Annotated in this window: 27 protein-coding genes and 1 pseudogene; 25 read left to right on the top strand and 3 right to left on the bottom strand. The window is 32.5% G+C overall.

Annotated features, from left to right (window positions below):
- Positions 1 to 64 precede the first annotated feature (64 nt).
- The 25 genes and pseudogenes from CD035_RS04170 to CD035_RS04280 all read left to right on the top strand — a co-directional run bounded on the left by CD035_RS04170 (position 65) and on the right by CD035_RS04280 (position 24,340).
- Positions 65 to 547 (top strand): phage terminase small subunit P27 family, encoded by a 483-nt coding sequence (locus tag CD035_RS04170; RefSeq protein WP_048542363.1) that lies wholly within the window; start codon positions 65 to 67, stop codon positions 545 to 547.
- Complete coding sequence (locus tag CD035_RS04175) at positions 531 to 2,258, top strand: terminase large subunit (RefSeq protein WP_048542365.1); 1,728 nt, start codon at positions 531 to 533, stop codon at positions 2,256 to 2,258. The genes CD035_RS04170 and CD035_RS04175 overlap by 17 nt, the downstream gene beginning before the upstream one ends.
- A gap of 11 nt (positions 2,259 to 2,269) precedes the next feature.
- Positions 2,270 to 2,470: a hypothetical protein gene (locus CD035_RS04180; protein ID WP_048542367.1), complete on the top strand. Its 201-nt coding sequence runs from the start codon at positions 2,270 to 2,272 to the stop codon at positions 2,468 to 2,470.
- Between the two features lie 62 nt (positions 2,471 to 2,532).
- The gene (locus CD035_RS04185) at positions 2,533 to 3,741 is read left to right on the top strand and encodes a phage portal protein (RefSeq protein WP_376751187.1); all 1,209 of its coding nucleotides are present in this window, start codon (positions 2,533 to 2,535) and stop codon (positions 3,739 to 3,741) included.
- A complete protein-coding gene (locus CD035_RS04190) occupies positions 3,722 to 4,330 on the top strand; it encodes an HK97 family phage prohead protease (protein WP_048542371.1) in 609 nt (202 codons plus the stop codon). Before CD035_RS04185 ends, CD035_RS04190 begins: the two co-directional genes overlap by 20 nt.
- A 109-nt stretch (positions 4,331 to 4,439) precedes the next feature.
- Entirely contained in the window at positions 4,440 to 5,666 is a 1,227-nt protein-coding gene (locus CD035_RS04195) for a phage major capsid protein (protein WP_048542373.1), read from the top strand.
- Between the two features lie 42 nt (positions 5,667 to 5,708).
- Positions 5,709 to 5,903: a hypothetical protein gene (locus tag CD035_RS04200; protein WP_048542375.1), complete on the top strand. Its 195-nt coding sequence runs from the start codon at positions 5,709 to 5,711 to the stop codon at positions 5,901 to 5,903.
- A gap of 11 nt (positions 5,904 to 5,914) precedes the next feature.
- Complete coding sequence (locus CD035_RS04205) at positions 5,915 to 6,247, top strand: head-tail connector protein (RefSeq protein WP_048542377.1); 333 nt, start codon at positions 5,915 to 5,917, stop codon at positions 6,245 to 6,247.
- Positions 6,237 to 6,569 (top strand): head-tail adaptor protein, encoded by a 333-nt coding sequence (locus tag CD035_RS04210; protein ID WP_048542379.1) that lies wholly within the window; start codon positions 6,237 to 6,239, stop codon positions 6,567 to 6,569. Before CD035_RS04205 ends, CD035_RS04210 begins: the two co-directional genes overlap by 11 nt.
- Positions 6,569 to 6,946 carry an HK97-gp10 family putative phage morphogenesis protein gene (locus tag CD035_RS04215; RefSeq protein WP_048542381.1) on the top strand — a complete coding sequence of 126 codons (378 nt, stop codon included), beginning with the start codon at positions 6,569 to 6,571 and terminating at the stop codon, positions 6,944 to 6,946. Before CD035_RS04210 ends, CD035_RS04215 begins: the two co-directional genes overlap by 1 nt.
- On the top strand, positions 6,943 to 7,323 hold the full coding sequence (locus tag CD035_RS04220) for a DUF806 family protein (protein ID WP_229412507.1): 381 nt from the start codon (positions 6,943 to 6,945) through the stop codon (positions 7,321 to 7,323). The genes CD035_RS04215 and CD035_RS04220 overlap by 4 nt, the downstream gene beginning before the upstream one ends.
- Positions 7,324 to 7,335: 12 nt before the next feature.
- Positions 7,336 to 8,016, top strand: a pseudogene (locus tag CD035_RS04225) (major tail protein); the annotation flags it as partial.
- A 111-nt stretch (positions 8,017 to 8,127) separates the two neighbouring features.
- Positions 8,128 to 8,577 carry a phage tail assembly chaperone G gene (gpG, locus tag CD035_RS04230; protein ID WP_048542385.1) on the top strand — a complete coding sequence of 150 codons (450 nt, stop codon included), beginning with the start codon at positions 8,128 to 8,130 and terminating at the stop codon, positions 8,575 to 8,577.
- 250 nt (positions 8,578 to 8,827) lie between these two features.
- Positions 8,828 to 13,825, top strand: coding sequence for a phage tail tape measure protein (locus CD035_RS04235; protein WP_048542387.1), 4,998 nt, complete (start codon positions 8,828 to 8,830; stop codon positions 13,823 to 13,825).
- A 14-nt stretch (positions 13,826 to 13,839) separates the two neighbouring features.
- Entirely contained in the window at positions 13,840 to 15,360 is a 1,521-nt protein-coding gene (locus CD035_RS04240) for a phage distal tail protein (RefSeq protein WP_048542388.1), read from the top strand.
- Positions 15,361 to 15,375: 15 nt separating this feature from the next.
- Positions 15,376 to 19,179: a phage tail spike protein gene (locus tag CD035_RS04245; RefSeq protein WP_053076880.1), complete on the top strand. Its 3,804-nt coding sequence runs from the start codon at positions 15,376 to 15,378 to the stop codon at positions 19,177 to 19,179.
- On the top strand, positions 19,179 to 19,340 hold the full coding sequence (locus tag CD035_RS13880) for a hypothetical protein (RefSeq protein WP_048542389.1): 162 nt from the start codon (positions 19,179 to 19,181) through the stop codon (positions 19,338 to 19,340). The genes CD035_RS04245 and CD035_RS13880 overlap by 1 nt, the downstream gene beginning before the upstream one ends.
- 40 nt (positions 19,341 to 19,380) lie before the next feature.
- The gene (locus tag CD035_RS04250) at positions 19,381 to 19,668 is read left to right on the top strand and encodes a hypothetical protein (protein WP_048542390.1); all 288 of its coding nucleotides are present in this window, start codon (positions 19,381 to 19,383) and stop codon (positions 19,666 to 19,668) included.
- A gap of 40 nt (positions 19,669 to 19,708) precedes the next feature.
- Positions 19,709 to 20,170 (top strand): hypothetical protein, encoded by a 462-nt coding sequence (locus tag CD035_RS04255; protein ID WP_229412508.1) that lies wholly within the window; start codon positions 19,709 to 19,711, stop codon positions 20,168 to 20,170.
- Positions 20,170 to 20,556, top strand: a complete 387-nt coding sequence (locus CD035_RS04260; RefSeq protein WP_048542392.1) for a hypothetical protein — start codon at positions 20,170 to 20,172, stop codon at positions 20,554 to 20,556. The genes CD035_RS04255 and CD035_RS04260 overlap by 1 nt, the downstream gene beginning before the upstream one ends.
- A gap of 12 nt (positions 20,557 to 20,568) precedes the next feature.
- The gene (locus CD035_RS04265; protein WP_048542394.1) at positions 20,569 to 20,829 is read left to right on the top strand and encodes a phage holin; all 261 of its coding nucleotides are present in this window, start codon (positions 20,569 to 20,571) and stop codon (positions 20,827 to 20,829) included.
- Positions 20,830 to 20,904: 75 nt separating this feature from the next.
- Positions 20,905 to 21,774, top strand: coding sequence for a peptidoglycan recognition protein family protein (locus CD035_RS14100; RefSeq protein WP_053076881.1), 870 nt, complete (start codon positions 20,905 to 20,907; stop codon positions 21,772 to 21,774).
- A 179-nt stretch (positions 21,775 to 21,953) separates the two neighbouring features.
- The gene (locus CD035_RS13885) at positions 21,954 to 22,130 is read left to right on the top strand and encodes a hypothetical protein (RefSeq protein ID WP_155403652.1); all 177 of its coding nucleotides are present in this window, start codon (positions 21,954 to 21,956) and stop codon (positions 22,128 to 22,130) included.
- Between the two features lie 690 nt (positions 22,131 to 22,820).
- Positions 22,821 to 23,771, top strand: coding sequence for a Kiwa anti-phage protein KwaB-like domain-containing protein (locus CD035_RS04275; protein ID WP_048542396.1), 951 nt, complete (start codon positions 22,821 to 22,823; stop codon positions 23,769 to 23,771).
- Between the two features lie 11 nt (positions 23,772 to 23,782).
- Entirely contained in the window at positions 23,783 to 24,340 is a 558-nt protein-coding gene (locus CD035_RS04280) for a hypothetical protein (protein ID WP_048542398.1), read from the top strand.
- Positions 24,341 to 24,398: 58 nt separating this feature from the next.
- Here the strand turns inward: CD035_RS04280 and CD035_RS04285 are convergent, their stop codons facing one another.
- From CD035_RS04285 to CD035_RS04295, 3 genes are all read right to left on the bottom strand, one after another.
- A complete protein-coding gene (locus CD035_RS04285; RefSeq protein ID WP_048542400.1) occupies positions 24,399 to 24,899 on the bottom strand; it encodes a P-loop nucleotide/nucleoside kinase family protein in 501 nt (166 codons plus the stop codon).
- Positions 24,900 to 25,053: 154 nt separating this feature from the next.
- Positions 25,054 to 25,521, bottom strand: coding sequence for a hypothetical protein (locus CD035_RS04290; RefSeq protein WP_142383034.1), 468 nt, complete (start codon positions 25,519 to 25,521; stop codon positions 25,054 to 25,056).
- A 43-nt stretch (positions 25,522 to 25,564) separates the two neighbouring features.
- Complete coding sequence (locus CD035_RS04295; protein WP_239772099.1) at positions 25,565 to 25,984, bottom strand: YolD-like family protein; 420 nt, start codon at positions 25,982 to 25,984, stop codon at positions 25,565 to 25,567.
- Positions 25,985 to 26,290 lie beyond the last annotated feature (306 nt).

Consider the following 26,290-nt stretch of genomic DNA (forward strand, 5'->3'; position numbering starts at 1 on the left):
GGGCGGGGCTTTCTTTGTGACTTTTTCCCTTTTTTAAGCCGAATTTATGAAGGAGGTGGTTTGTTTGGCAGGAAGAAGACGAGTTGCGACTGATGTTACTAAAAAGAACTTAACAAAAGATGAAATCAGACAACGAAAGCAAGAAGAAGAACTTTTGAATGTCTTTGAGGGTGTACCTGAACGGCCACCAACTTGGTTAAGTAAATTGGCCAAAAAAGAATATAAGCGTATTGTTCCCTTAATGAAAAATTTGCCAATAGCAAACCTAGATTTACAAATCGTTTGTCACTATTGTGAACAAGTTTCAAGTTATTTGGAACTCACTAAAGAACTACAAGAGAATGGTCATAATATACCAGTTCGAAATGACGACGGTGAAATTATTAACATCAAGATTAATCCTGCAGTATCAAAAAGGTTAGAAGTAGCAAGGGAAATGAGAGCTGCAGCAAGTATGATTGGTATTAGTTTAGATAGTCGTATAAAAATTGTCGCACCAAAGAAAAATGAAGTTGTAGAGGACCCAATGGATGAGTTCTTTAACTGATAATAAATTAATTGATCCAGTTACTTTTTATGCAAAAAAAGTGCTAAGAGGCGACATTTTAGCATCAAATATGGTTAAAAGAGCGTGTAAACGGCATTTAAAAGACTTAAAACGTGAGGATTTAGCATTTCAGTGGCAACCAAACAAGGCATTACATGTTATTAATTTCATTGAGAAGTTACCAGATATTAAAACAGGTGAATGTCATCCATTAGCATTATTTCAAAAGTTTATTGTAGGTAGTATTTATGGTTGGCAGAACGAACAAGGACATAGAAGATTTAAACGTGCATATATCAGTATGGCCAGAAAAAATGGTAAGTCTATCATAGTTGCTGGTATTAATCTTTATGAATTACTTTTTGGTGAAAATCCTAGATTAGGTAGACAAATATATTGTACAGCCAATGCGAAAGACCAAGCTAAAGTTGTTTGGGAAATGTGTATGAAACAATTGAATTCATTACGAGATAAATCGGCTAAAGTATACAACATTACTAAAATAACAGAATCAAAAAACCTTTTGGCAAATAAGCGAGATGGATCAATATTGAAGCCACTTTCAAAAGATACTAAAAAATTAGATGGATTTGACCCATATATAGGTATTCTAGATGAATATCACGAAGCTAAAGACGATTCAATGTTTGAAGTCCTGCGTTCAGGTATGATTCAACAAGTGAATAGATTAATAGCTATCATAAGTACAGCAGGCTTTAATTTGAATGGACCGATGTATAAAGAATATGTATATTGCAAAGGGCTAATGTATGGAAAGTTCGAAAATGATAATTACTTTGTTTATTGTGCTGAAATGGATAATGACGAAGAAATAGATAATGAGAAAAATTGGATTAAAGCTAACCCATTACTTGAAGTTGAATCGTTTTATGATGTTGCTTTACAAACAATCAAAGACGATATGCAAGAACAAATCGATAAAGGTGAAACACATAAAATTAAAACAAAGAACTTTAATATCTGGCAATCAAATAGTGAATCATCACTAGTCAATATAAAAGATTGGGAAAAAATAAGTGTTGAACATATACCTGATATTAAAAATAGAGATGTTTATATCGGTGTCGATTTATCAAGATTAAATGACTTAACTGGTATTGGTTTTATATATCCTATAGATAAAAAGTATTATATTGATTCACATGTATTTGTTGGAACTCGAGGTGGTATTGAAGCGAAAATAAAACGTGACAAAATAGATTATTTAGAAATGGTGAACCGAGGCAATGCAACTTTAACACGGTCTGAATATGGAGTTATAGATTTCGAACATGTAATTGAGTTTTTAATTAATTATGTAGATGAGTATAACTTAAATGTTATTGGACTATGTTATGATCCTTGGCATTCAGAAACATTTTTAACTTCGTTAGAGAAGCGGAAAAATATTAACTGGCGACTGATTGAAGTAGGTCAATCATTTAAAGTAATGTCACAACCAATTAAAGATTTTCAACTTGATGTCATTCAAGAAAAAATTATTCATGCAAGTAATCCAGCGTTAGACGTTGGTGTTAACAATGCAGTCCTTATATATGACAAAGAAGGGAACTGCAAAGTTGATAAGTCTATGTATAGAGAAAAGATAGACAGTATTGTTTCAGTTCTTATTGCATGGACTGAAGCAAGAATGCATGAGTTCCAAGAAAATTGGGATGAAATATACGAAAGTGAAGAATTTGGTTTCTAGGAGGTGTATTGATGAAATTGAGCAAAATTAAAGACTTCTTAATGTTATTGGTTGCTAATTTAACAGGCATCCTTTTTTTATTAGGTTTAACCTTGGTTAATATTGCTATGTATTTAAGATTTAATGAAATAGTCGGACTAGTAGCAACAGGACTTACATTAATTTTAATTGCATTGATTATTGACCATGAATCTAAACCAGAAAGGAGGTAAAGTGATTGGGAATCTTTTTAAACAACACTCGTGATCTACAATACAATGAAGATGATTTACAAATGATGGTTCAAACACTACCAGGCTTTCAAGGACAGTCAATTACAACATATTCTTCAGTAGAAGCTATTAAGAATAGTGATATTTTTACAGCTGTTACCATGATTGCCTCTGATTTGGCTAGAATGCCTATCAGATTGATTGAAAACAAACAAATAGACTATAACCACCCTTTGACAAAACTATTTAATATACGCCCTAATAACATGTATAACGGCTATATGTTTAAATTCATTGTTTTTGCTAATGCGTTATTAACGTCACATGGATATGTAGAAATATTTAGAGATAGAAAAGGAAATCCTAGCGGTTTGTGTTTTCGCAAAACATCAGAAGTGCAATTAAAAATCCGTCCAAATGGTGATTATTTTTATAAATTAACTTCTACATTATCTGATGGCAGTGGCTATGAGAAAGAAATTGAGTTTAACGACATGCTTGATATCAAATTTTATTCATTAGATGGTGTAAATGGATTGTCGCTTTTAGATACTTTAAGCAACACTATTGATACTGATAAAAACGGAAAATCATTTTTAAATAATTTTTTAAAAAATGGAACACATGCTGGTGGCATTTTGAAGATGAAAGGCGTATTGGATAATAAGGCAGCAAGAGATAGAGCGAGAGAGTCATTTCATAAACAATATAGTGGTACGAAACAAGCTGGTAAAGTCGTAGTAATGGATGAATCAATGTCATTTGAACAATTAGAAGTAGATACTGAAATTTTAAAACTTATACGTGACAATAAATCGTCTACACGTGAAATTGCTGGTGTCTTTGGTATACCACTTCATAAATTTGGTATTGAGCCAACAAATATGAGCATTGAAGATGCAAATTTAGACTATCTTTCAACACTTAAACCATACACAACTTGTATTTGTGCCGAATGTAATTTCAAGTTTAATAATGATTATGAAGATGGAATTCGAGAATTTAAATTCGATACAACAGAAATACGAGTTGTAGACGAAAAAACACAAGCAGAGATAGACAAAATCAATTTGGATTCAGGAAAAACAAATATTGATGAAGTTCGTCAAAGAGATGGACTACCACCAGTGCCAGGTGGATTTGGAAGTATTCATAGAGTTGATTTAAATCATGTGAACATTGAACTGGTGGATAGTTACCAAATGAATAAATCTAAAGGTACGAATAATAAATTGAAGGGAGGTGACGACAGTGAAGGGAAAGGAAATTAGGACTCTCGAATCAATAGAGGTTAGAAGCGATGATGAGAGTAACAAAATGTTTATTGAAGGCTATGCTTTAAAATACAACACATGGTCCGAAGATTTGGGCGGTTTCAAAGAAACGATTTCACCTGATGCTTTAAATGAAACAGATTTAACGGATGTTAGATGTTTAGTAGATCACATACCTTCTCAAATTATTGGAAGAACAACTGCAGGTACATTAAAACTTACTAAAGATGAAATTGGTTTAAAATATCGTTGTGAATTACCTAATACCAATTATGCTAAAGACTTATACGAAAATATGCGCCTAGGAAATATCAATCAGTGTTCTTTTGGTTTTATGTTGAGTGAAGACGGTGATGAAATGAGATTTGATAAAAATAACAACATTTATCAACGTACTTTAAAGAATATAAGTCAATTAACAGACGTTTCAGTTGTCACATATCCTGCTTATAAGGATACAGATGTAGCACCTGCGTTACGAAGTATTGAAATGATAGAAAAACAAAATGAAGATATCGCTAAAAAAGAGGAATTATCTCAAAGGTTACGTAAATTACAAATTGAAAATAATATGTCTAAGAGGTGATCCAATATCTCGGTGAAGATTAACACCGTTATCAAATGAATCCGACAAGCTTACCGAATAAGGTAGAGCTTATTTTTTATTAAAAATTTTAAACTAGGAGGTTCATTATATGAACAAGAAATCAAAATTAAAAGCAGTTATTGAAGATTTACAACGTAGTATTGATTTAAAAATCAAAGTAGCAACAAGAGCATTAAATGATGATGATTTAGAGAAAGCTGAAAAGTTAGAACAAGAAATTTCAGAACTTAGAAAGCAAATTGCTGATAAGGAAGAAGAACTTTCAAAACTAAAAGAGGAGAGTTCAAATGATGAGGATGATCCATCTAATCTTGAAGCAAATCGTAACAATAATCCTGAAAAGAGAAGTAAAAAGACTCCGAACGCAAATTTATTAGGTGCAAATCATACTAGTAATGATGTATCTCAAGAAGTTCGTGATTTTACTGAATACATTGAAGCAAGAGCGGATATCCCTGGCGGTAGCTTAAAAACTGATTCAGGATATGTGGTTATTCCAGAGGAGATAGTTACAGAAATTCTTAAATTAAAAGAAGTTGAATTTAATTTAGACAAATATGTAACGGTTAAACGTGTTAAGAATGGTTCAGGGAAATACCCAGTGGTTCGCGAATCACAAGTTGCTGCTTTACCAGAAGTTGAAGAATTAGCAGAAAACCCAGAGTTAGCAGTTAAACCATTCTTCCAATTGTCGTACGATATCAAGACACGTCGTGGTTATTTCAGAATTTCACGCGAAGCAATCGAGGATAGCCAAATCGATGTATTGAAAGAATTAAAATTGTGGTTAGCACGTACAATTGCAGCTACACGTAATAAAGCAATTATTGATGTAATTCAAAAAGGTGGACCAGGTGAATTAGGTGATAACACTAAATTACAAACAATTGCAGCAGAAGGAATTGACGGACTTAAAGATGCAGTTAATTTAAACATTAGACCGAATTATGAACACAATGTAGCGTTAGTTTCTCAAACAATGTTTGCTAAACTAGATAAGTTAAAAGATAAAAATGGTAATTACTTAATTCAACCTGATGTGAAAGAAGCGTCACAACAACGATTATTAGGAGCGAAAGTCGAAATTTTACCTGATGAAACATTTGGAACTGCAGGTAATGAATCCTTAGTATTTGGTAATCTAAAAGATGCTTTAGTATTATTCGACCGTTCTCAATATCAAGCGGGTTGGACAGATTACATGCATTTCGGTGAATGCTTAATGGTTGCTACGCGTCAAGATGTAAGAATACTTGATTATAAAGCAGCGATTGTTATTAATTACACAGATGCACCTGTAACACCAGAGGCTTAATTTTAAGCCTCTTTAATTTAACAAAATTAGGAGGAATATAAAATGACAGAATTTAAAGTGAAACATATTTATAAAGATATTGAAATTGGGAAAGTTTTTAGACCTGGTGATGTTGTAAAAATGACAGTTAAGCGTGCGAATGAAATTAATGAGAAATTAAAGAAGCATGGCGTTATTTTAGAACGTGCTGAAAAAGTTGAAGAAAAAGTAGATGTAAAATCCGAAGATAAAAAATAAGAGGTGATTAAATGACAATCACTGAAGAAGATTTTAAATTATTAAAAATGCACTGCAAGGTAGATCATCACTATGAAGATGATTTATTAAAAGCTTATTATGAGTGGGCAAAAGAAGATATTGCGAGTGCAGTAACTGATGAATATGAAAAACATAAAGATTGGTTTGATAATCAGACTTCATTTAGAACTGCTGTTTTTCCACTAACAGCGTACTATTATGAGAATAGAATAGCTTTTAACGAACGAACATTATCTTATGCTCCACATATGGTAATGAGTGTAGTACATCGTTTGAGAAGTAGGTTTATTGATTACATTGGAAGTGATGAAAATGAAATTTAACTCAAATAATCTGAATGAAAGAGTATCTTTTTGCGAAGATATTAGTAAATCTGTTAATGGTTTACCATCTAGACCTAAAACAGTTGAATTATATAATTGCTTTGCTTGTATTCAAGACTCTAAAGAGACAGATACTCAAACGGCACTTTCAAACGAAAGCAAGTTTATCAAAACAATTATAATTCGTGATCCAAGAGGCGACTACAAACCGAGCAATAAGCACTATGTCTTACATGAAGGTTATAAATATAATATTAAATATTATAAACCTGATTATATAGATAAATCATTTATACGTATTTATTGTGAGGTTACTTTTTAATGGGTGGAAAAATCGTTAAAAATACGGTTGCTGAAGGATTAAAGAGAGAATTATTACAAATGTCTACACTAGAAAAGAGAGTCTTGAAAGCTGGAGCATCTACTATCATTCCAATTCTTCGAAAAAACACGCCACTCGGCGAACAGCAAAGGCACGCTAGGAATTATATTGCAATTTCTAATGTAAAAACAGATAGAAGTACGTTAGAAAAGTATGTCGCTGTTGGTTATGAAAAAGGGTACTCGCATCGTATTCATACAACTGAATTCGGTACAATGTATCAAAGACCACAATTATTTATTACAAAATCAGAAAAAGAAAGCAGAAATATAGTATTTAATGCTATGAAGACTGCAATGAAAAGAGGGTTACGATGATTAAAAACATTACGAGTGAAATTTATAATGAGATAATCAAAAACAAAGATATAACACTGGCAGATAATGTTTTTAAATATATCGTGCCTGAAAATTTTCATAAAAAAACAGATAATCCAATAGTGAGAATAGTTCCTTTACCTTTTTCACCAGAAGATTACGCTGATGATCAGCAACTTTCAAGAGAATATGATTATCAAATTGATATTTGGTGGTCAGAAAACGAACCATTTGAGCAAGCAGAAATGCTTGTTTTTTTATTGGAAAAAATGAATTTCCAAGCATATTACCGTGAACCGTTATATGAAATAGAGACTCTTACATTTAGAGAAATCATTCGTGTAAAAGGTACGGTTTTTTCATTAAGAGAAAATTAGGAGGAGTTAAACATGTTAAAAAACTTAAAACAATCTGAAAGATTACTAAAATTAAACCTACAGCACTTTGCTTCAAGCACTGGAGTTACAGGGATTGCAATTGGCGTCTCAAACTTTTATTTCGCACCAATTAAAAAAGATAGCGAAGAAGGTATTGAATACGGTAATGGAACTCGAACAAGATTCTTAAAAGAAATTGAAGTAGAAAGACCACAAGAATCAGAAGAAGATTACGGTGATGATATCGTTGCTGCAACTGCTGTATCTAATGGTAAATTAGAAATTAAAACTACTTTTGTTACTGTACCTGCTGAACAAAAAGCATTCTTATCGGGTGCAACTAAAGGTACGGGTGGATTTAAATATAGTGCGAAAGATATTCCGCCAGACGTAGGTGCAGTATTTGAACGTCGTAACCATGATGGCTCTAGCGAGTGGGTTGGTCTATTTAAAGGTAAATTTACTAGACCGTCTATTAAAGGACAATCAAAACAAGATAAAGTAGAATTCCAAAATGACGAAGTTGAAGGTAGTTTTGTTGACCGTATTTTCGACGAAGCTTCCCATGTTACAGGTTATGATGCAAAAGGTGAAACTAAAGGTCGTGACTATGTGTTTATGGAAACATTCGGTAAAACATACGAAGAATTTATGTCTACTGTTGGAGAACAAGTTGTTCCTGCAGTTGAAAAACCAGTAGTTGCTGGTGGAGTCGTACCTGAAGCATAAGAGTGGAGGACATTTGTCCTCTACTTATTTTTATTTTGGCCAAATTAAAAATAATAATAGAAAGTTGGAAAACAAATGAAACGTACATCAATCGAATTAATTACAGGATTTACAAAGACAGGAAAAGTTCAGACGAAAAAATATTTAGCTAAACCAGTTATTACTTTATATGAAACTATTTATGGTTCAAAACTTTCAGCAAAAATGCAAAAAGTATTTAATGCTGTTGATTTGAATGAATTAACTGATGAAGAGTATAAAGAACTATCTGAAACAGAAAAGAAAGAGTATGATCAAAAACTTGAAGAAGCATCTGAGAAGGCAGAAGAACAGTTTGATGTTTTAGACGAGGTTTTTCAATTTATTGCTGAAGCTTTTGATAATCAATTTACGCCTGAAGAATTACAAAAAGGACTTGAAAGTGGAGATAAAGGTTTTGAAACTTTAGGTACTGTTCTTAGAAATATTACTAGTGGTGGAGAACCAAGTGATACAAAAAAGTTTGTGGAAGAGAAGGCGAAATAACACCTGAAGATTTAACGCCTGAAGGTGTATATAATAATTATATAAAAATTGCTAAAAAGTTAATTGATGAAGGAATGGATCCTGAAAAAATAGCTAATATGCCAATTAATTTTTTCTTGGAAATTGTAGAATCAAAAATCGAAAACAAAAAAGCAGCCAATAGCTTTAAAGACATATTTGGTTAAGTCACTCAAACATAAATGAGTGACTTTTTTTATTTATCTAATTTTAGAAGGAAAGGAGGAATTTTATGGCAAGTCCTATTGGAAATATGGTCATAAAAGTTGACTTAGACGGTTCAGGCTTTAATAAAGGTGTCACAGGTTTAAATCGACAAATGAGGATGGTCAGTAAAGAACTATCTGCCAATTTATCTAAATTCAGTCGTTACGATAACAGCTTGGAAAAATCAAAAGTAAAAGTTGACGGACTAACTAAAAGACAAAAAGTCCAAAAAGAGATTGTCAAAGAACTTAGACAAAATTATGACCGTTTAAGTGCCGAAACCGGAGAAAATAGTGCCAAAACTCAAGCAGCTGCATCTAAATATAATGAAGCAGCAGCTAAGTTAAATCAATACGATCATGAATTAGAAGAAGCTAAAAAACATATGAAATCTTTACAAGACCATCAAAGAGCCTTAAATACTACTCTTGGTAAATTAGGGAATAACTTTTCTAAATTTGGACCTCATTTAAAAACGATGGGAGATGGAATGAAAAACGTCGGTAGGTCAATGAGTATGTATGTTACAGCCCCTATTGTAGGTGGTTTTGGTGCTGCAGTTAAAGCTTCTATTGATTATGAAAGTGCTTTTGCCGGAGTTCGAAAAACTGTAAATGGTAGTGAAAAAGACTACAAAAAATTATCCGACGGAATTATCAAAATGTCTAAAAACCTACCTGTTGCAGCAACGGATATTGCTGAAGTAGGAGAAATGGCCGGTCAACTAGGTATCAAGAAAAGTAATATATTAGATTTTTCTAAAACAATAATTGACTTAGGTGAGTCAACGAACTTAACGAGAGAACAAGCGGCAACTGAGTTTGCTAGATTTGCTAATATCGTTGATATGCCACAAAAATCATTTAGTAGATTAGGTTCAAGTATCGTCGCTTTGGGTAACAATATGGCAACTACAGAATCAGAAATCATGAGTATGTCCATGAGAATAGCTGCACAAGGTAAGTTAGTAGGCATGACAGAATCAGATATAACAGGTCTTGCAGCGACAATGTCTTCTTTAGGTATTGAAGCAGAAGCAGGTGGTACTGCAATGACAACAGTACTTAAAAAAATTGATAAAGCAGTTGGTTATGGTGGAGATGCTTTGAAAGAGTTTGCAGAAGCAAGTGGCGTTTCATCTAAAGAATTTAAAAAGCAATGGGAAAGCGACCCTATAAAAGCTTTAGATACTTTTATCGGTGGTTTATCAGAATCTAAAAAAGAAGGAGCTAACCTTTCTGATATTTTAGCGAATCTAGGAATCAAAGGAATTAGAGAATCGGATACAATTTTAAGAATGGCTAATAATCACAAATTATTGGGGAAAGCTGTACAAATCTCTGGTAAGGGTTGGAAAGAAAATAAAGCTTTATCTAACGAAGCTAATCAAAGATATAAAACAATGGCGTCTCAACTAAAAATATTGAAAAACAATGTTGTAGCTTTTGGTATTTCATTAGGTGACGCTATCGCACCAATCGTTATAAAGCTAGCCAAGGGATTAACAGGTGTTTTAAAAAGTATGTCTAACATGTCTAATGGTATGAAGATAACAATAGCTGTTGTTGGTTCTTTAGTTGCAGCAATAGGACCGGTTGTATTTATATTTGGTTCGTTTATTAGTGTGATTGGTAGTGCAATGACAACACTAGGACCATTGTTAGTTGGTATTAGTAAAGCTGGAGGAGTTATGGCATTTCTATCTGGAAAAGTAGCTACATTAGTTAAGCTATTCCCTGCGCTTGGTCCTGCAATAAGTTTTGCAGGCGGTCCGTTATTATGGATTGTCGGTGGATTAACAGCCTTAGGCATCGCATTCACTGTCGCTTATAAGAAGTCGGAAACATTTAGAAATATTGTAAATAAAGCTGTTTCAGGTGTAATGAATGTTTTTAAAGCAGCAAAGATTGCACTTCAAGGTTTCTTCCAATTATTCAAAGGAAATGGACAAGACGGAATCATTACTCTATCTAAAATATTTCCACCGAATGTAGTAGTTGGAATAACATCCTTTGCAGATAAAATAAAAAATACATTCATTCAAGTTGTGAATGCAATAAAAGGTTTTGCTAGTCAAGTTGGTGGTCAATTAACTAGTTTTTGGAATCAAAACGGTGCTCAAATTACTGAAGCAGTCCAAAATATAGCGAATGTTATATCAACTGTTTTCAAATTTATTTGGGGTAACATAATACGTCCGATCATGACTTTGATTTGGAACCTCATGAAAATTATTTGGCCAGGTATTAAATGGTTAGTAGTCTCAGTCTGGGGTAATATTAAAGGCGTTATTTCAGGCGCATTAAATGTAATTATGGGCGTAATTAAAGTTTTTGCAGGATTATTTACTGGAGACTTCCGAAAAATGTGGGAGGGCATCAAACAAATTTTCAAAGGTGCACTTCAATTAATTTGGAACGGAATACAGTTAATGCTTGTTGGAAAAATTTTAGGAGCAGGAAAAGTCTTTATTCAATTGTTTAAATCTATACTTAGTGGTGGTTGGAAAGCAATTATAAGTATATTTAGAAATTCACTAGGATTTATTTATAAAGCAGTTTCAAGTGGGTTCTCAAAAACTTATAGTTTTACTAAAAACATATTTACACTCATGAGAAAGTCAGTAAATACAATTTTGGATCATATGAGAACTGGAATCAAAAATATAGTCCAATCTATTTATGCAATTATTAAAAATGCATTCACAAAATCTTTCAGTTCATCAAAAAATATTTTTAGTAAATTAAGAAATTTTTGTGTGAATCTATGGAAAGGATTAAGAGATTCAATCTCTAACTTGGCATTAAGAGTATATGTAAATGTTAGAAGTAGTTTTACGAGATTATATGATAATTCACTCAAATTATTCAGGAAATTGCGTAGTTTTATGAGTGATATATGGACATCAATCCGTAGAAATACAGTTGATAAAGTGGCATCTTTATATAAAGGTGTTAAGAATCATTTTGAAAAATTATTCTCTAGCAGTAAAAGTATCAATCAAAGATTGAGAGATTTCATGTCTAATATTTGGCGTGGAATAAAAGATAAAACGACGGGAATGGCAAGAAATATTAAAGATGCTGTGCTTGGAAGTTTTAGATCAATGAGGGATAAATTAAAAGGTATTGTAGGGAAAATTAAAGATCATATAGGTGGTATGGTCAAAGGTGTTAAAAAAGGTTTAAACAAATTAATTGATGGAGTCAATGCAGTAGCTACTAAAATTGGAATGGATAAATTTAAAAAGATTAAGTTGTCTACTGGTACAGTAAAACACAATCACTCTTTATCTGATAACCAAGGTCGGTTGAAACAACATACGAGAGCGATAGTTGGAGATAAAGGTCCTGGTAATGGTCCTGGTGGATTTAGACATGAAATGATTGAGTATCCGAATGGACGCCTAGCAATGACACCTAAAACAGATACAGAGGTTATTTTGCCAAAAGGCTCAAGAGTTCATAACGGAACAGCAACTTATAATTATTTGAATACTCCACAGTTTAGCACGGGTACATTACCGAGATTTAGTCTAGGTAGTTGGCTTGATGACAAGAAAAAAGATGCAGGTAAATATGCAGGTAAGAAAATGGCTCAAGCAAATAATGCAGGAAAGCAAATTATTAATGGTACCAAAGACACTGCTAAAGCTTTGAAAAAAGGATTTGATAAAGCTATAGGTGATGTCTGGGACTTTGCATCCAATCCAGGAAAACTAGTAGATAAGGTCATGTCTCATTTTGGTGTAGATTTCGGTAGTCTACCTGAATTACCTAGAAAAATGATGGCAGGAATGTATAAAAAATTAAAAGAAGGCGTAAAAGATTTATTTGGCGGATGGCTTGAAGATAGTGGTGGTGGAGATGGTAGTTCATTCACGAAGTACGCTATTACAACACCATATAGTCCTAATAAAGCGGTAGCTGGATATGGATTTAATGGTGGACGTCATTATGGAATTGATTATGCAACACCAGTCGGTACAACACTGACAGCGCCAACTAGCGGTACTATTTCAAAATTAAGTAACTACGGCGGCGGTACAGTTGCTAAATTATTAAGTGGTAAGTTCACACAGTTCTTTATGCACTTAAAAGATATATTCAAGACAGGTAAGGTTAAACAAGGCGAAAAATTCGCACACACAGGTAACAGTGGTCATTGGACTACTGGACCTCACTTACATTATCAAGTAGAGAAAGGTCATTCAGCAGATATTACTAACAGAAATACAGTGGATCCTGCTAAATTCTTATCTGGAAAAGGTGGAGGTAAACAAGCACCTTCACAATGGCGTTCTACTATTCAAAGAGCAGCAAGAAGAATGAAAGTAAATTTATCTAGCAAAGAGATGAATGGTATTATTGCACAAATTCAACGTGAAAGCGGTGGAGATGCAAGTGTAACGCAAGGTAATATTGGAGATATTAACAACTTAAGAGGTACACCTGCACAAGGCTTGTTACAATATGTACCTAGTACATTTAAAGCATATGCCATGAAAGGACACGGAAACATTAAATCTGGATATGACCAATTACTAGCATTCTTTAATAACTCTAATTGGAGAAAGAATTTGCCTTATGGTCGTTCGGGTTGGGGTCCAACTGGTAGTCGTAGATTTGCTACAGGTGGTAAGGTTTGGAATGGATTCTATCATCTGGGAGAAGAAGGATATCCAGAATGGATAATACCATCAGATCCAAAACGTAGTGAAGATTCATGGAAATTGCTAGCTTTAGCTGCTAATGATTTAGAGAAAAATTCGCCGAAAAGTAAGAGACCTAATAATTTACCAAATCCTTCAACTGGTTCAGGTAGTAGTAATTCAAATCTTGAAAAGAAATTTGATATGTTATTAAGTTTAGTTTCTAAACTTGTATCAAGTAATGAAGCAATTGCAAATAAAGATTATGAGCCAGTAATTGATAAGTATTCACTTGAAAATGAAGTGTTTAAATTAATCGAGAAATACGAACGAACTAAAAAGAGAAAAGGTAGATATAATCCAGCGACTTAATAGGAGGTGTATAAATGCTTGATACTATTTTAGTTAATAAAAAGAAAATTGATTGGCTTGTTGTAGCAAGAGGGTTTAATATACCCTCTTTTAATTTTGCTACAGAAAGAGAAAAAGTTAATGGCAGACCAGGTAGTGTGAAAAAATCAAGAAATATTGATGAAGTAGAATTTGAATTACCTTTAATTGTGAGAAATGATTATTTATCGCCTGGTGGAATAAAAAGTCATGATGAGATAGTAAATGAATTAGTGGGATTTTTTAATTACGACGGTGAAGTTGAATTAAGGTTTAAGTCGAAATCATGGTACTGGAAAGCAAGATTTGACGGCCCTATAGAAATCCCGAAAAATCCTAAAGAGTTTGTTAGGTTTTCTATAAAAGTTATTTTAACAGATCCATTTAAATACTCATCTAATGAATATGAAAATACAGCTATTTCCGATGAAGTTGCAATTCTTAATAAAGGTACTGCAGATACACCAGTCATAATTGAAGCAAGAGCATTGAAAGACAGTACATCTTATATGATTGCTAAAGGGCAAAATGGAGTAGCAGAAGATTATTTTATGATTGGTAAATCAGAAGATGCGAATAAAGTTAACAAAGATGAAGAACCGTTTTTGTTCAATGATGAATTTCATACAGGTATAGGTAATTGGGCTTATGTTGCAGCAAATACTTCATTTGGCAATAAGTTAGATGGCGGAGATGCGAACGGGGGAAGATTCGGGGTTTCAGAATTGAAAGAGAGTATATATCCTTCAAATTATGGGACCGCAAGTACAACTAATTGGCATGGTGCAGCAATTTATAAATCACTTGGTAAAAGTTTAGGAGATTTTAGAGTGAAGTTCAAAGTACTTGTGAGACATCATGCAGATACAGGTCCCGGTAAAGGTTTTACCTATATAGTTGATGAGAATAATAGAACGTTATTCAGTATCGGTTATGTCAATACATCAACTAGTCGTAACTTCGGTCAGATTATCGCATATGCATATAATGAACACGGTGAGGCACAACGTATTTATGCTAGAGAAACGCCGTTTAAATATTTAAAAATAGATAATATGCATGTCTTTATGACATTAGAACGTAAAGGCAATGAGATATACATTGAAACGTGTAAATATGATTATGGTAAAGATAAAGGTCGACGAAAACCACTCGATAAAGATTCTAAGACGTTTAAGGACAGCGGTAACTTTTATCAACGAAAAGCAAGAATAGCACAAATGTATGTTGGAAAGTCTGTTAAATATGAAAAAAGAATGTATGTAAATTTATTAGGTTTTTCAATTCAAGAGTTATTACCAAAACAGTCAGACGTAACACCTATTGTAATTAGGCAAGGAGATTTAATTGTAATAGATACTGGACAAAATCTCGTTACATTAAATGATGAGAGTGCTTTGAAAATGAAAGATTTTGGATCTAATTATTTTAATTTAGATAGTGGTTTGTCGGAATTAATAATTGAACCTGCTGGAAAGTTTGATACAAAAGTAATCTGGCGTGATAGATACCATTAAGAAGGAGGTGAGGATTTGATACATGTACTTAATTTCAATAGTGAGATTATTGATTTTATCAGTCAAGATGATTCTGCGATTATTCGAGCAGAACACACTAGAAGTAAAGAAGACAAAAGTGAACTGTTAAATATCACCTTACTTTCAGAAAGAGGAGAACATTTTAAAGAACGAAATAGAGTTATTATCCAAGAGCCTAATGGTGCATATAAAGAATTTATAATTAATAGACTTGAAGAAGAAGGTCAATATCTAGAAATAGAATGTGATGCTTCATATGTAGAAGACATTGGTAAAGCAAAACCTATACCAGCTGGTAAGTTTACGAAAATGACTGTAAATGAGGCACTTTCAGAAACGTTAAAAGATTCAGGTTGGGAAGTTGGTCTTTGTGAATATGGTGGAATCAAGTCAATGTCATGGACTTCTGTACGAACACCCCATGAAATAATTAGTCAATTAACAACCACTTATAAATTAGAGCCAGACTATGTCATTGAGATTAAAGGTAATGAAGTCGTGAGAAGAAAAGTTAATATGATTCAACCGAAACCTTTATTTGAAGGAAAGGAAATCATATATGGTAAAGATTTAATCTCTATGAAAAGAACGGTTGATATGTCAGAAGTTAAAACAGCCTTATTTGCTTTTGGTCCTGAAAAAGACGATGGAACACGTATCAGTACAGTTGTGGTAGATGATGAAGCACAACAACAGTTTAATTTACCTAAACGTTATTTATGGGGTATATATGAGCCTGAATCAGATGACCAAGATATGACACTTGAGAGACTGATCACTTTGACTAAGACCGAGTTGAACAAGCGTAAGTCTTCAGCATTAAGCTATGAAATAGATGCATTTGATTTAGAGAAAGAGTACCCTCATGAAATTATTAGATTTGGAGATATTGTTAGGATTAAAAATCCAGATTACACGCCAAGTTTATATGCAGAAAGTGAAGTTGTTGGTTTCGTACACGAATTAATTTCAGACGACTTAACATGGCAGTTTGGAAATGTAATCGAATATAAAGAAGATGATTTATTAAAATATTTCAGAAGTAGAATGGAAGAAATCGAAAAGAAATTAAATAATAACATCAACAATTCTAATACGATCATCACAGATAGAATTGAAGAAGAAATTGAAAGATTACAAAGAACTATTCACAGAGGCGAAACAGCACCACCAAGCCCAGAAGAAGGCGACTTTTGGTACGATACTAGCAATTTTAAAGTTGCAGTATTACGAGAATTTAAAAATGGTCGTTGGGAAAATGCGTCAGCACACGACGTTGAACAAATTGGTGGTATGACGAAAGAAGCTATTATATACAACGAAATTAACGGCACATTTCTTTCTATATCTGTACAACATGCAAAAGTAATTAACGAAGTATACGAGGTTTTAAATAGTGAATATTTAGTTGACGAGGGTATAAGAGATTGGCTTAACAATGAACTAAATATACTTCTTGACATTTATTCAAGCATTACTTCATCACTAGATAGCATGACAGTAGAAACAGCAACGATAGGTAAATTAATGGATACACAAGCCATGATAGTTCAATATCGCGGTCAAGCGTATGCACTAAATACGGCGTTGCTTAATGCTAGACAAGCCATTGATGAACGCTTTAAATTACTTCAATCGCAATACACAGATGAAAAATACAACGAGGCAATGCAAAAGGTAGCTGAAAAGTTTGGGTTTGAATATAAAGAAGATGGTTTTCTTGTTGGAGATGGTTCTTTAATAAGCGGTGCAATTCAAGCATTACGTGAGGACACTGAAGAACAATTCAAGCAAGTGGTAAAAGGTGTTGATTATGAAACGGATAAGAAAGGTATTATCGAACGTTTAAATGGTGCTGATAGTGCAAGAGAACAATTAGATAAATTGATAAAAGACCGTGTAACTTTAAATGAATACAACAACATGAAGGTAGGTACAGAAAACCTATTATTAAATAGTTTGTATCAAGACAAAGCGACTAGCAGTTCATTAACTCATGCTTTTTTCAGATACTACTTAACGACACCTTTAAAAGTTGGTAAGACGTATACATTTACTTGTAACTTTAATACAACGGACACTAATCAAAGTGGAAGAACATCTGTCAGAGGATATACACCAGATAATGGCCTGATAGATGTCGATATTGTAGAAGGTAAAATCAAAGTAACGTTTGTTGCTAAAGTTGAGAGTTCTACATTCCTAGTTTATAAAGATATTGCAGGTACTTCGCCACATACATTGAATGTGAATGTTACTAATGCAATGTTAGTAGAAGGCGATAAAATTGGCGACTATCAACAAGCACCTAAAGAAACCGCAGAACGTCTTAAAACAATGGAAACAGGCATTGAACAAAATGGTATAGATATATCATTAAGAGCCAAAGAAACAGACTTGAACAAGACAAAACAAACGCTATCTAAAATTGCAGCCGAAATTTTAGTGAACACGACAACAGGCGTGACATTAAAGTATGACGAGAATGGAACAGTAAGTGATGTTACAGTTGGTCCTAGTGGCGTTAAACTGAATACGAATGTGTTTGAGATAAATGACGGGGACGTTATCGTTATGAACGGTGTCACAACGATTAAAGACGCATACATTGACAAACTATTCTCAAAACAAGCGACAATCAATTACTTAAATAGTGTTGATATAACAGCGAAACGTATTGAGGCAAAAGACAATAAAGCATCTGTAAACATCGAAAATGGCACAATAACGATGACTAGAGCAGATGGTCATAAACTTGATATGGGTATTAATGGTATTGAAATGTTAAATCCCGATGGGTCTAAACGTTTTAGTATGGACAGATTATTAGTTACAAGTGCAGCATTAGGTACATCTAATTCAAATGTATATCTTGCGGCTCAACAAGGTTATGAGGTAAGAGCAGTTGATATTACGCAAATACCAAGTGACGGTGCATGGGATAGTTACAGATATGTACCTATCAGAGCGCATAGCTTTATAGGCGATAAATTGATGACTAACGCAGGAACTAACTTGTATTTAGGTTCAGACGCAGAAATACGAATGACCTCTCGTGGTGGTTATAATGGCACAGATACTATATATAGAAATGTAAGAGCATTAGGATATTTCGGTAACTTTTTAGATTCTAATTATGTTACAGCGGGGCAACATATCTATATTCGTCCGGACAGTGGTTCAGAGGTTAGATTCACTGTTAGAGGTACAACAGAAAATTATGTTGATATTCGAGGTGGTATAGGTTGGTTAGCTTCAATAGCGCATAGAGATACAAATGCAAGATTTTATATTGGTAGCGATAATGGCGTTAGAATTACAGGACGTTCTTTATATAATGGTGGGGATATTATTTGGCGCGACTTAGCGGCTAATGGACTATATGCCAACTTCTTAGATATCAACCCTAATACAAATGCCGTAAATCTTTATTTAAGGGCTGACGGAGAAGTGCGAATTACTAAAAGAAATACGACTGATAGTTATATACCTATCAGAGCAGCAAGTGCAACGTGGACATCTTCTGAACGTTATAAATATGATATTGAGAATTGGGATATAGATGTATTAGAACATTTGGTTGATCGAGTGCAGTTATATAGTTATAAGCTATATTCAGAAATCGAAGAAGACAGTCAAAGAGTTAGACACGGTGTTGTTTTAGAAAGAGAAACGCCAGACGAATGGAAAAATGGGGACGGTGTCGATTCTTATGAAATGACGGCATGGTGTCTTAAAGCTATACAAGAATTAACTAAAAAAGTCCGTACATTAGAAGCGGAATTGGAGGCAAAATAATGAATGAACAAAGCATACAAGCAAATCCACAAATTGTTATAAGCAATCTAGTACAGGAAAATTCAAGACTAACGCATGAGAATGCAGTGTTAAAAGCAATAATTCAAGAACAAAACGATCAATTACAAACTGATAATCAAGCGCCTGCTCAAAGCGAGTAAGGTGCTTTTTTATATATAAAAATTTAAAGGAGTGTTTTAAATGGAAATGAATATCAAACAGTATTTTTTAGTAGAGCGTGACGAAAAAGGACAAGAAACATGTCTAATCAAGAATTATGGGAACGGCTTTAATAAAGGCGGAACGCCTCAATCAGCTCATAAGTTTATGAATGAAGCAGACGCTAAAACAGCTTGTACAGTACAGAACACATTAGCAACAATTTTTGGTAATAACACATTCACTTATTACATTGAAGAAACAATTTCACGTACTAAAAAACAACAAGACGGACAGAATTACGTAGAAGGTACAGAAGAGACAGAGTAGATCATAAAGCACTTACTAATGTAGGTGCTTTTAGATTCTAATGAAAGTAGGTGCTTTAATGACGGGCAGAAAAGGATTGAACTTTTTTCATTTTTACGCAATTGCGTGGGATTTCGCTTTTGGAATTTGTTGTATTGTTCGAGGTAGTTATTGGATTCTTTTTGCTGAGAAAGCACAATACGAAAGTGAACTCTACACAGCTATGCATAAGGTGATGCCTTTAACGATTTGGGGCATTCCATTTGTACTTGCTGGAATATTAATTATTCTTGCAGGAATCAAACTACCATATCATCAAACAAGTATTAGTTTTTATAGATTGACTGCATGGGGATATGCAATAGCATGTCCTTTTTATTATATTTTCTCAACGGCTGGTTTTGACAGTGGCTTAAATTTAGTCACGCCAATTATGAATCTTTCCTTTTCTATATTTTGTGGAGCAACTGCACTATTAGCTTACAAAAACATTTCTGAAATGAAGCAAGAAAAGAGTAAGTAATGAATTATCTAACAACAGAGAAATATTATGAAGACGAACTACGCCGTGAGAAAGATAAAGGTAAATTACATGCAAGAATAAACGAAGTAGAAGATAAACACGATCAGAACTTTAATGCTTTGAATTTAACAATACGAACATTTATAGAAGGACAAAAACCAATAAATGAAAATATGAAAGGAATTCGTGATGATTTAAAAGAGGTCAATACCATATTAATAGATTACGTAAAGAAAACAGACAGTATTGAAACTGAATTAAAACGAGTCCAAGAAAGCCAACAAGCAGGTGTTGTAGATAGAAACAAGTTTCTCATAACAATAATTACAGCTGGACTTGGGGCAGGTGGATTTGTGCCAGTTTTAATACAAGTCTTATTTAAATAAGGAGGCAATAGCATGAAAATCAACTGGAAAGTACGAATCAAGCAAAAATCATTTTGGGTAGCCATTATATCGGCTATCCTTTTATTTGCTCAACAAGTAGCGGGTGCATTCGATTACGATATAACAGTGTATACAGACCAAATAACAAATATTGTGAATAGTGTATTGGGTGTGTTGGTGTTACTAGGTGTAGTGCAAGACCCAACAACGCGTGGTATCAAAGATAGTGAACAAGCACAACGATATACAAAACCTAGAAAGTCGGCTGAATGATCAGTCGGCTTTTTATTATGACTTGGTTATGACAGTGCAGTTATAGCCAAGAAAAAACTAAAGGAGAGATTTATAATGAAAGATATTTATTCAAATCACATTCAAGGAAGTAAGTTAACAGGTAAAAAAGCAAGTATTGCAGGTATTGTTATTCACAATGATTATGGTTCAATGACACCTAATCAGTATTTACCATGGTTATATACAAGAGAACAAAACGGAACGCATGTTAATGGGTGGGCTTCAGTTTATGTAAACAAAGATGAGACGCTTTGGTATCACCCAACAGATTATGTAGAATGGCATTGTGGTAATAACTGGGCTAACAGTAATCTGATCGGATTCGAAGTTTGTCAATCACACCCAGCAGCAGGTTTAACAGATGCCCAGTTCAAATTAAATGAAGAGGCAACATTTAAAGTAGCAGCAGCTGTCATGAAGTCTTATGGTTTGCCAGTCAATCGCACGACAGTTAATCTTCATAGACAGTATTTTGGCACATCTTGTCCTCATCGTTCTTGGGATATGCATGTAGGAAAAAACGCACCAGATACGTTAGCTAATCGTAATAAGTTAAAAGATTACTTTATTTCTCGTATTAAACATTATTACAACGGTGGCACAACAACTAAACCACCTAAAACAACTTGGAAATGGTCTGGTAAAGCGACAGCTAAGAAAGGTGTATCTCCAATCGCAGCTAAAAAGAAACCAGGTTTAAACGAACCGGCATTAGCACCACCAAATAACATCTTAGCTGGTCAATATATTAACTTCTTCTCGGTTACTAAAAAGGATAAATATTGGTGGGCAGAGTTTGAATATCCAACTAACCCTAAAGCTGGACGATTCTATTGTGCATTGGGGCCTATTACACACAAAGATGAGAAGTTAGAAAAAGAAACCAAATTATGGTTTGACTTGAAGATTACAAGTAAAAAGTAGTATTATATGTTTACCCTATTTAGTTTAACCGCTAGGTAGTTCATACACACAAACCCCACTTCTTATTTGTAGAGTGGGGTTATTTTTTTATTATTTAATTTGTTTTGCAAGATAATTAATCGGGTATTTGTATCTTGTATCTATTATTAATACAAGATTAATTGAAAGGAATAAGTTTTATGAAAGAAATTAACTATCAAGATTTAAGCGATGATTTATTGTATGTTTCTATATTGTTAAATGAAAAATTAAATGGAGACTTCAACAATGATGTAGAAATAGCGATATTAGAAGAATGTATTACTAAATTAAAAAGTACTACCATACAAAGTCCTGATTTTAAAACAGAAGTGTGATTAAGTATGTTAAGATAACTTTAGACATATTAAACACAATATTACGGCGAGCCTACTCATGTAATTGAGTAGGTTATTATTTTGAATTATGTAATATTAATGATATAATTTGTATAGTTTAAACCTATTATCTCCGTTTTAGTTTTAAACTCATATTTAGTAATACCTTTTTGCACCTCACTAATAAGTGGGGTGTTATTGTTTTTAAGACGAAATAATGATATAGTAGCTAGATGAAAGTGTTTAACCCTAAAACACTTACCCTCTACACAATGCCATGATGTAGGGGGTTTTTATTTGCTTTAATATCAATAGTGTAGTATTACTATAAATAAGCACTTTTTGAGTGCTAGTGTTTCTTAATATAACTTCCAATACTAGCCCTGTCACTTTATGTGATGGGGTTTTTATTATGTTACAATGATTATAGGTTTGTTTCTCTTCCAAATATAAACAAATCTAATTAAGTTATCCTATGCCCTGTCACTATAAGTGATGGGGTTGTTTTTTAAAATTTATTAATTAGTATCTACTAATAGTATTAGGTCTTAATATATGGTATAATATAAATGTGTATTAGCAACTAATGTCTTCCCCGATGTTAGTTGCGCTTTTTATAAATAAACTCTTTCTACTTTATTGTGTAAAATGTATAATATTGTTAAATACACACTGAAAGAGGTAAGGGGAATGAATTTAGATAGTATTTTTGATAAATTGAAGGAGATGGATGACGAAGTTATAACAAAATCTGTCTCGTTTGCACTGGTTAAAAAATCAGATAGTGACAATCAACAAAACTTGTTTTATGAATATAAGGTTGAAGCTGATGTTCAAAAGGATTTATATTCGTTGGTAAAGAATTACTTTAACGATAAAAGGATAAGAAACAGAGATAAAAGTAAATACGATGCTGTGATTCAGCGTAAAGATTATAAAGGTTTTTATTTAGTTGCAAAATCAGATTATAATCATGTCAAAAAATTTTTTAATGATTTGAAAAATTCTAATTCAATTGGTAGTTCTAAAAATGTAAATATTGAAAAATTTATAGCATATATAATTACAATTGAATATGAAACTGATAAGTACATATATTATATAGGAGAAATATCAGCATTAAGCTCCTTAAATAAAACTAAATTTATAGGAAATATTACAGATGATAAATTGAAGAAAATTAAACAGAACAATTTAGTTGGATTTAATGAAAAAATGGCTATGTTTATACATGATGAAGAAATGCTAATTAATCAAATTAGTATTTTTGAAAAATTATGTAATATGCATATAGAATTTGATGAACAGGCAACAAATTTACTGAATACTATATCTGAATATGATGTAATAACTAACTTTGAAAAATTTGATAAAAAAGTAAAAAAAGATAAAAGATTTTCCAGAAGATTGGCTAAATTAAACGAACATCCTGAAAGAGTTGTAGCTTTTTTTGAAAATATTGAAGGTGTAAATGAAGTTTTGAATTCTGAAGAATTTAATGAAAAATTTAAAGGGATTGTCTTGGAAAATGGTAAATTGGTATATAAAGAAGAATTAACTCAACAATTTATTAGTTTAATTAGTGACTCAGCTTATGAATCTATAGTAGGAAAGCAGAAAAGATTAGATGAAATGATTTAAAGGAGAATGTCATGGGAATATTATATAAAATAAGTTTGTTTATTTCTTCCTTTGCACCTTTATATGTAATGTTAATTATACAAGAAATTGATAGTGCCTTTAAATACAACAGTTTAAGCAAACTACCACTATCTATATACATATATTGGTTTATACTAATAACTTTGATTATAATTTCAGTGATTTCTATATACATTATTTTTAAAGATAAAGGAAATAAAACTATAGAAATTGATACAAACCTAGAAAAACAGGGAGATAATATTATTAGTTACATTATGACATACCTAGTTCCTTTGCTTTCTATTGATCCAAATGATTATGTTAACCTATTACAAAATGCGTTTCTTTTTACGATAATAGGAACAATTTATATACAGCAAAATCTGTTGTTTTTAAATCCTATATTTTCATTATTAAATTATAAATTTTACAAAGATTCAAACAATGAAATTTTGTTGAGTAAATACAGTATAGAAGAATTGAAGTCATTAAAATGTGAGGGCAAAAAAGTTTTCGCTCGTAAGATTGATGAAAAATTTTGGATTATAAAAAATGTGAGAAAATAATTATTTTATGTCTTTAATAGAAAATTATAACTAAACCCACCTTAATTGGTGGGCTTTTTTATTTATCTTTGCTATTTATTTCTAGAATATTTAATCCTTCCGATTCCTTTGGTTCCTCGAAGAATGAAGTGAGATAATTGAAAGTAGATTCAGTATCAAAATTATTCCTTTCTGGTTCCTCTAGTTGTCTTATTTTTAGGTGTTCTAAACATTTTTTGTTATCAACATTTATATATATAAGTTTATGATAAGCATTTATTTCATTAGCTATATTTAATAACCATCTTCTTTGATTTTTGGTGTTTCCTGGAAAGTCCATAACTACATCTGTCCCAACACACAATATATTCTGTACATGTTTTTTTATCAAAGGTTTTATTTGTTTTGACAAATTTTGATAATCTTCTATTGTCTTAATTTTATTTGGATACAGACTTTCAAGCCATTCGTCTTCTGATAATAAAACTGCATTTTTTTCGTTCGTTAATTGTTTTGACATTGTTGTTTTTCCAGCACCCATTTTACCTGTGAAAAAATATAAAGTTCCTAAATTGTTCATATTGAATCTACTCCTAAATGTTTTTGGATTATAATAGTTTATACTTTAATATAATATACACTTTATCATAAATGTACTGTAAATATGGTGTTTTCTATTCTATCTCAATAATACAATCCAGATTTTAAAAGTTAAACCCACCTTAATTGGTGGGTTATTTATATGGGTGATTTTTAATATATTCTTGAGCCTTTCCTTGGTTACCACTTGCAGCAGTTATTGCTTCATATTGTTCAACAATCTTGTAATCAAAGTCTTTACCCAGACCATTTGCAATGTTTGTACGTGCAGTTTGTATAGTGCCATCATATTCTTTTTGTTCTCTACTTCCCTCAGGTAATGCATCTCTATTTAGTGTCATAAGTCTGAATGCATAATTTTTATCAGATAAGTGAGGTAAGTATTCGGGATTTTCTTCTGACACTTCGTTGTTATCCTCTGCTATCTGTTCACTATTCATACTAGTATCGTTTTCAACAGTTTGATGTTGTTCATTAACACTGGTTGATACATCATCCTTTTTTGCTATTGTGTTCTCATACACCATAAACGCAGCAAAAGATAATCCTATCATCAAAATAGCTATAACTAATAAAGACATTATAACTTTTAAAATGTTCATTCTACCATTCCCTTCATTTTTTCGAACTTCCATTATTACAATATTACTCTATCTCCACAATGCAATCCATACTCAATTGCACTTTCTCACCATTCTCCAACACTTCTAACTTATTTCTTTCACTATCAAACTTATTAATCTCACACTCAATCGTTTTATAATATCCATCTTCCCAATACTTAATTGTTGCTGGTGGATCATAAAATAATTTTTGCGCTAAGACATCGTTCAAATCACGCAACGCTAATTCATCAAACACAGGCTTATCAACTTTGTTTTGGTCTTCGATAAAACCGTTAATCGTTTCATATTGTTGTGGCATTGTTGCAAATGGCGCCCACTTAATCATCTTGCGACCTTCTGGGATATTACTATTCAAATACTTTTTAGGTATTTTTCTATAGTCCGTTTCATACTTATATGGTTCAGGCATACCCGGGTTAATGATTTTCAATTTAAACACCTCACGTATAATTAGTAGTTTCATTATACGAACAAATGTTCTGTTTTGTAAAGAGTTTAAAAATTTATATCAAAATTAATCTACGCCAACGACACGCCAACAAACTATTGAGAACACTGATGTTATAGGCTTTAAGGAATCCCTCCCAGGACGTAAATTACCAATATCCCGTTGTATCTCGTTACTTGTAACGAAGATATGACGGGATTTTTTTGTATATGTAAATGGCTTGTTAAATAGCGTAACTACGCCAACTGTACGCCAACGTTATAAAAGTTGTATAAACTACTTAGGATATCTTAATGT

The sequence above is a fragment of the Mammaliicoccus sciuri genome (assembly GCF_002901825.1).
In the GTDB taxonomy this organism is placed as follows: domain Bacteria; phylum Bacillota; class Bacilli; order Staphylococcales; family Staphylococcaceae; genus Mammaliicoccus; species Mammaliicoccus sciuri.

Coding starts and splice junctions, on each gene's coding strand:
- CD035_RS04280 (WP_048542398.1), top strand. CDS start 23,783: ATGGGAATATTATATAAAATAAGTTTGTTTATTTCTTCCTTTGCACCT.
- CD035_RS04285 (WP_048542400.1), bottom strand. CDS start 24,899: ATGAACAATTTAGGAACTTTATATTTTTTCACAGGTAAAATGGGTGCT.
- CD035_RS04255 (WP_229412508.1), top strand. CDS start 19,709: ATGAAAGTAGGTGCTTTAATGACGGGCAGAAAAGGATTGAACTTTTTT.
- CD035_RS04250 (WP_048542390.1), top strand. CDS start 19,381: ATGGAAATGAATATCAAACAGTATTTTTTAGTAGAGCGTGACGAAAAA.
- CD035_RS04260 (WP_048542392.1), top strand. CDS start 20,170: ATGAATTATCTAACAACAGAGAAATATTATGAAGACGAACTACGCCGT.
- CD035_RS04220 (WP_229412507.1), top strand. CDS start 6,943: ATGATTAAAAACATTACGAGTGAAATTTATAATGAGATAATCAAAAAC.
- CD035_RS04175 (WP_048542365.1), top strand. CDS start 531: ATGAGTTCTTTAACTGATAATAAATTAATTGATCCAGTTACTTTTTAT.
- gpG (WP_048542385.1), top strand. CDS start 8,128: ATGAAACGTACATCAATCGAATTAATTACAGGATTTACAAAGACAGGA.
- CD035_RS04210 (WP_048542379.1), top strand. CDS start 6,237: ATGAAATTTAACTCAAATAATCTGAATGAAAGAGTATCTTTTTGCGAA.
- CD035_RS04275 (WP_048542396.1), top strand. CDS start 22,821: ATGAATTTAGATAGTATTTTTGATAAATTGAAGGAGATGGATGACGAA.
- CD035_RS14100 (WP_053076881.1), top strand. CDS start 20,905: ATGAAAGATATTTATTCAAATCACATTCAAGGAAGTAAGTTAACAGGT.
- CD035_RS04185 (WP_376751187.1), top strand. CDS start 2,533: ATGATGGTTCAAACACTACCAGGCTTTCAAGGACAGTCAATTACAACA.
- CD035_RS04180 (WP_048542367.1), top strand. CDS start 2,270: ATGAAATTGAGCAAAATTAAAGACTTCTTAATGTTATTGGTTGCTAAT.
- CD035_RS04200 (WP_048542375.1), top strand. CDS start 5,709: ATGACAGAATTTAAAGTGAAACATATTTATAAAGATATTGAAATTGGG.
- CD035_RS13885 (WP_155403652.1), top strand. CDS start 21,954: ATGAAAGAAATTAACTATCAAGATTTAAGCGATGATTTATTGTATGTT.
- CD035_RS04265 (WP_048542394.1), top strand. CDS start 20,569: ATGAAAATCAACTGGAAAGTACGAATCAAGCAAAAATCATTTTGGGTA.
- CD035_RS04205 (WP_048542377.1), top strand. CDS start 5,915: ATGACAATCACTGAAGAAGATTTTAAATTATTAAAAATGCACTGCAAG.
- CD035_RS13880 (WP_048542389.1), top strand. CDS start 19,179: ATGAATGAACAAAGCATACAAGCAAATCCACAAATTGTTATAAGCAAT.
- CD035_RS04215 (WP_048542381.1), top strand. CDS start 6,569: ATGGGTGGAAAAATCGTTAAAAATACGGTTGCTGAAGGATTAAAGAGA.
- CD035_RS04195 (WP_048542373.1), top strand. CDS start 4,440: ATGAACAAGAAATCAAAATTAAAAGCAGTTATTGAAGATTTACAACGT.
- CD035_RS04235 (WP_048542387.1), top strand. CDS start 8,828: ATGGCAAGTCCTATTGGAAATATGGTCATAAAAGTTGACTTAGACGGT.
- CD035_RS04240 (WP_048542388.1), top strand. CDS start 13,840: ATGCTTGATACTATTTTAGTTAATAAAAAGAAAATTGATTGGCTTGTT.
- CD035_RS04290 (WP_142383034.1), bottom strand. CDS start 25,521: ATGAACATTTTAAAAGTTATAATGTCTTTATTAGTTATAGCTATTTTG.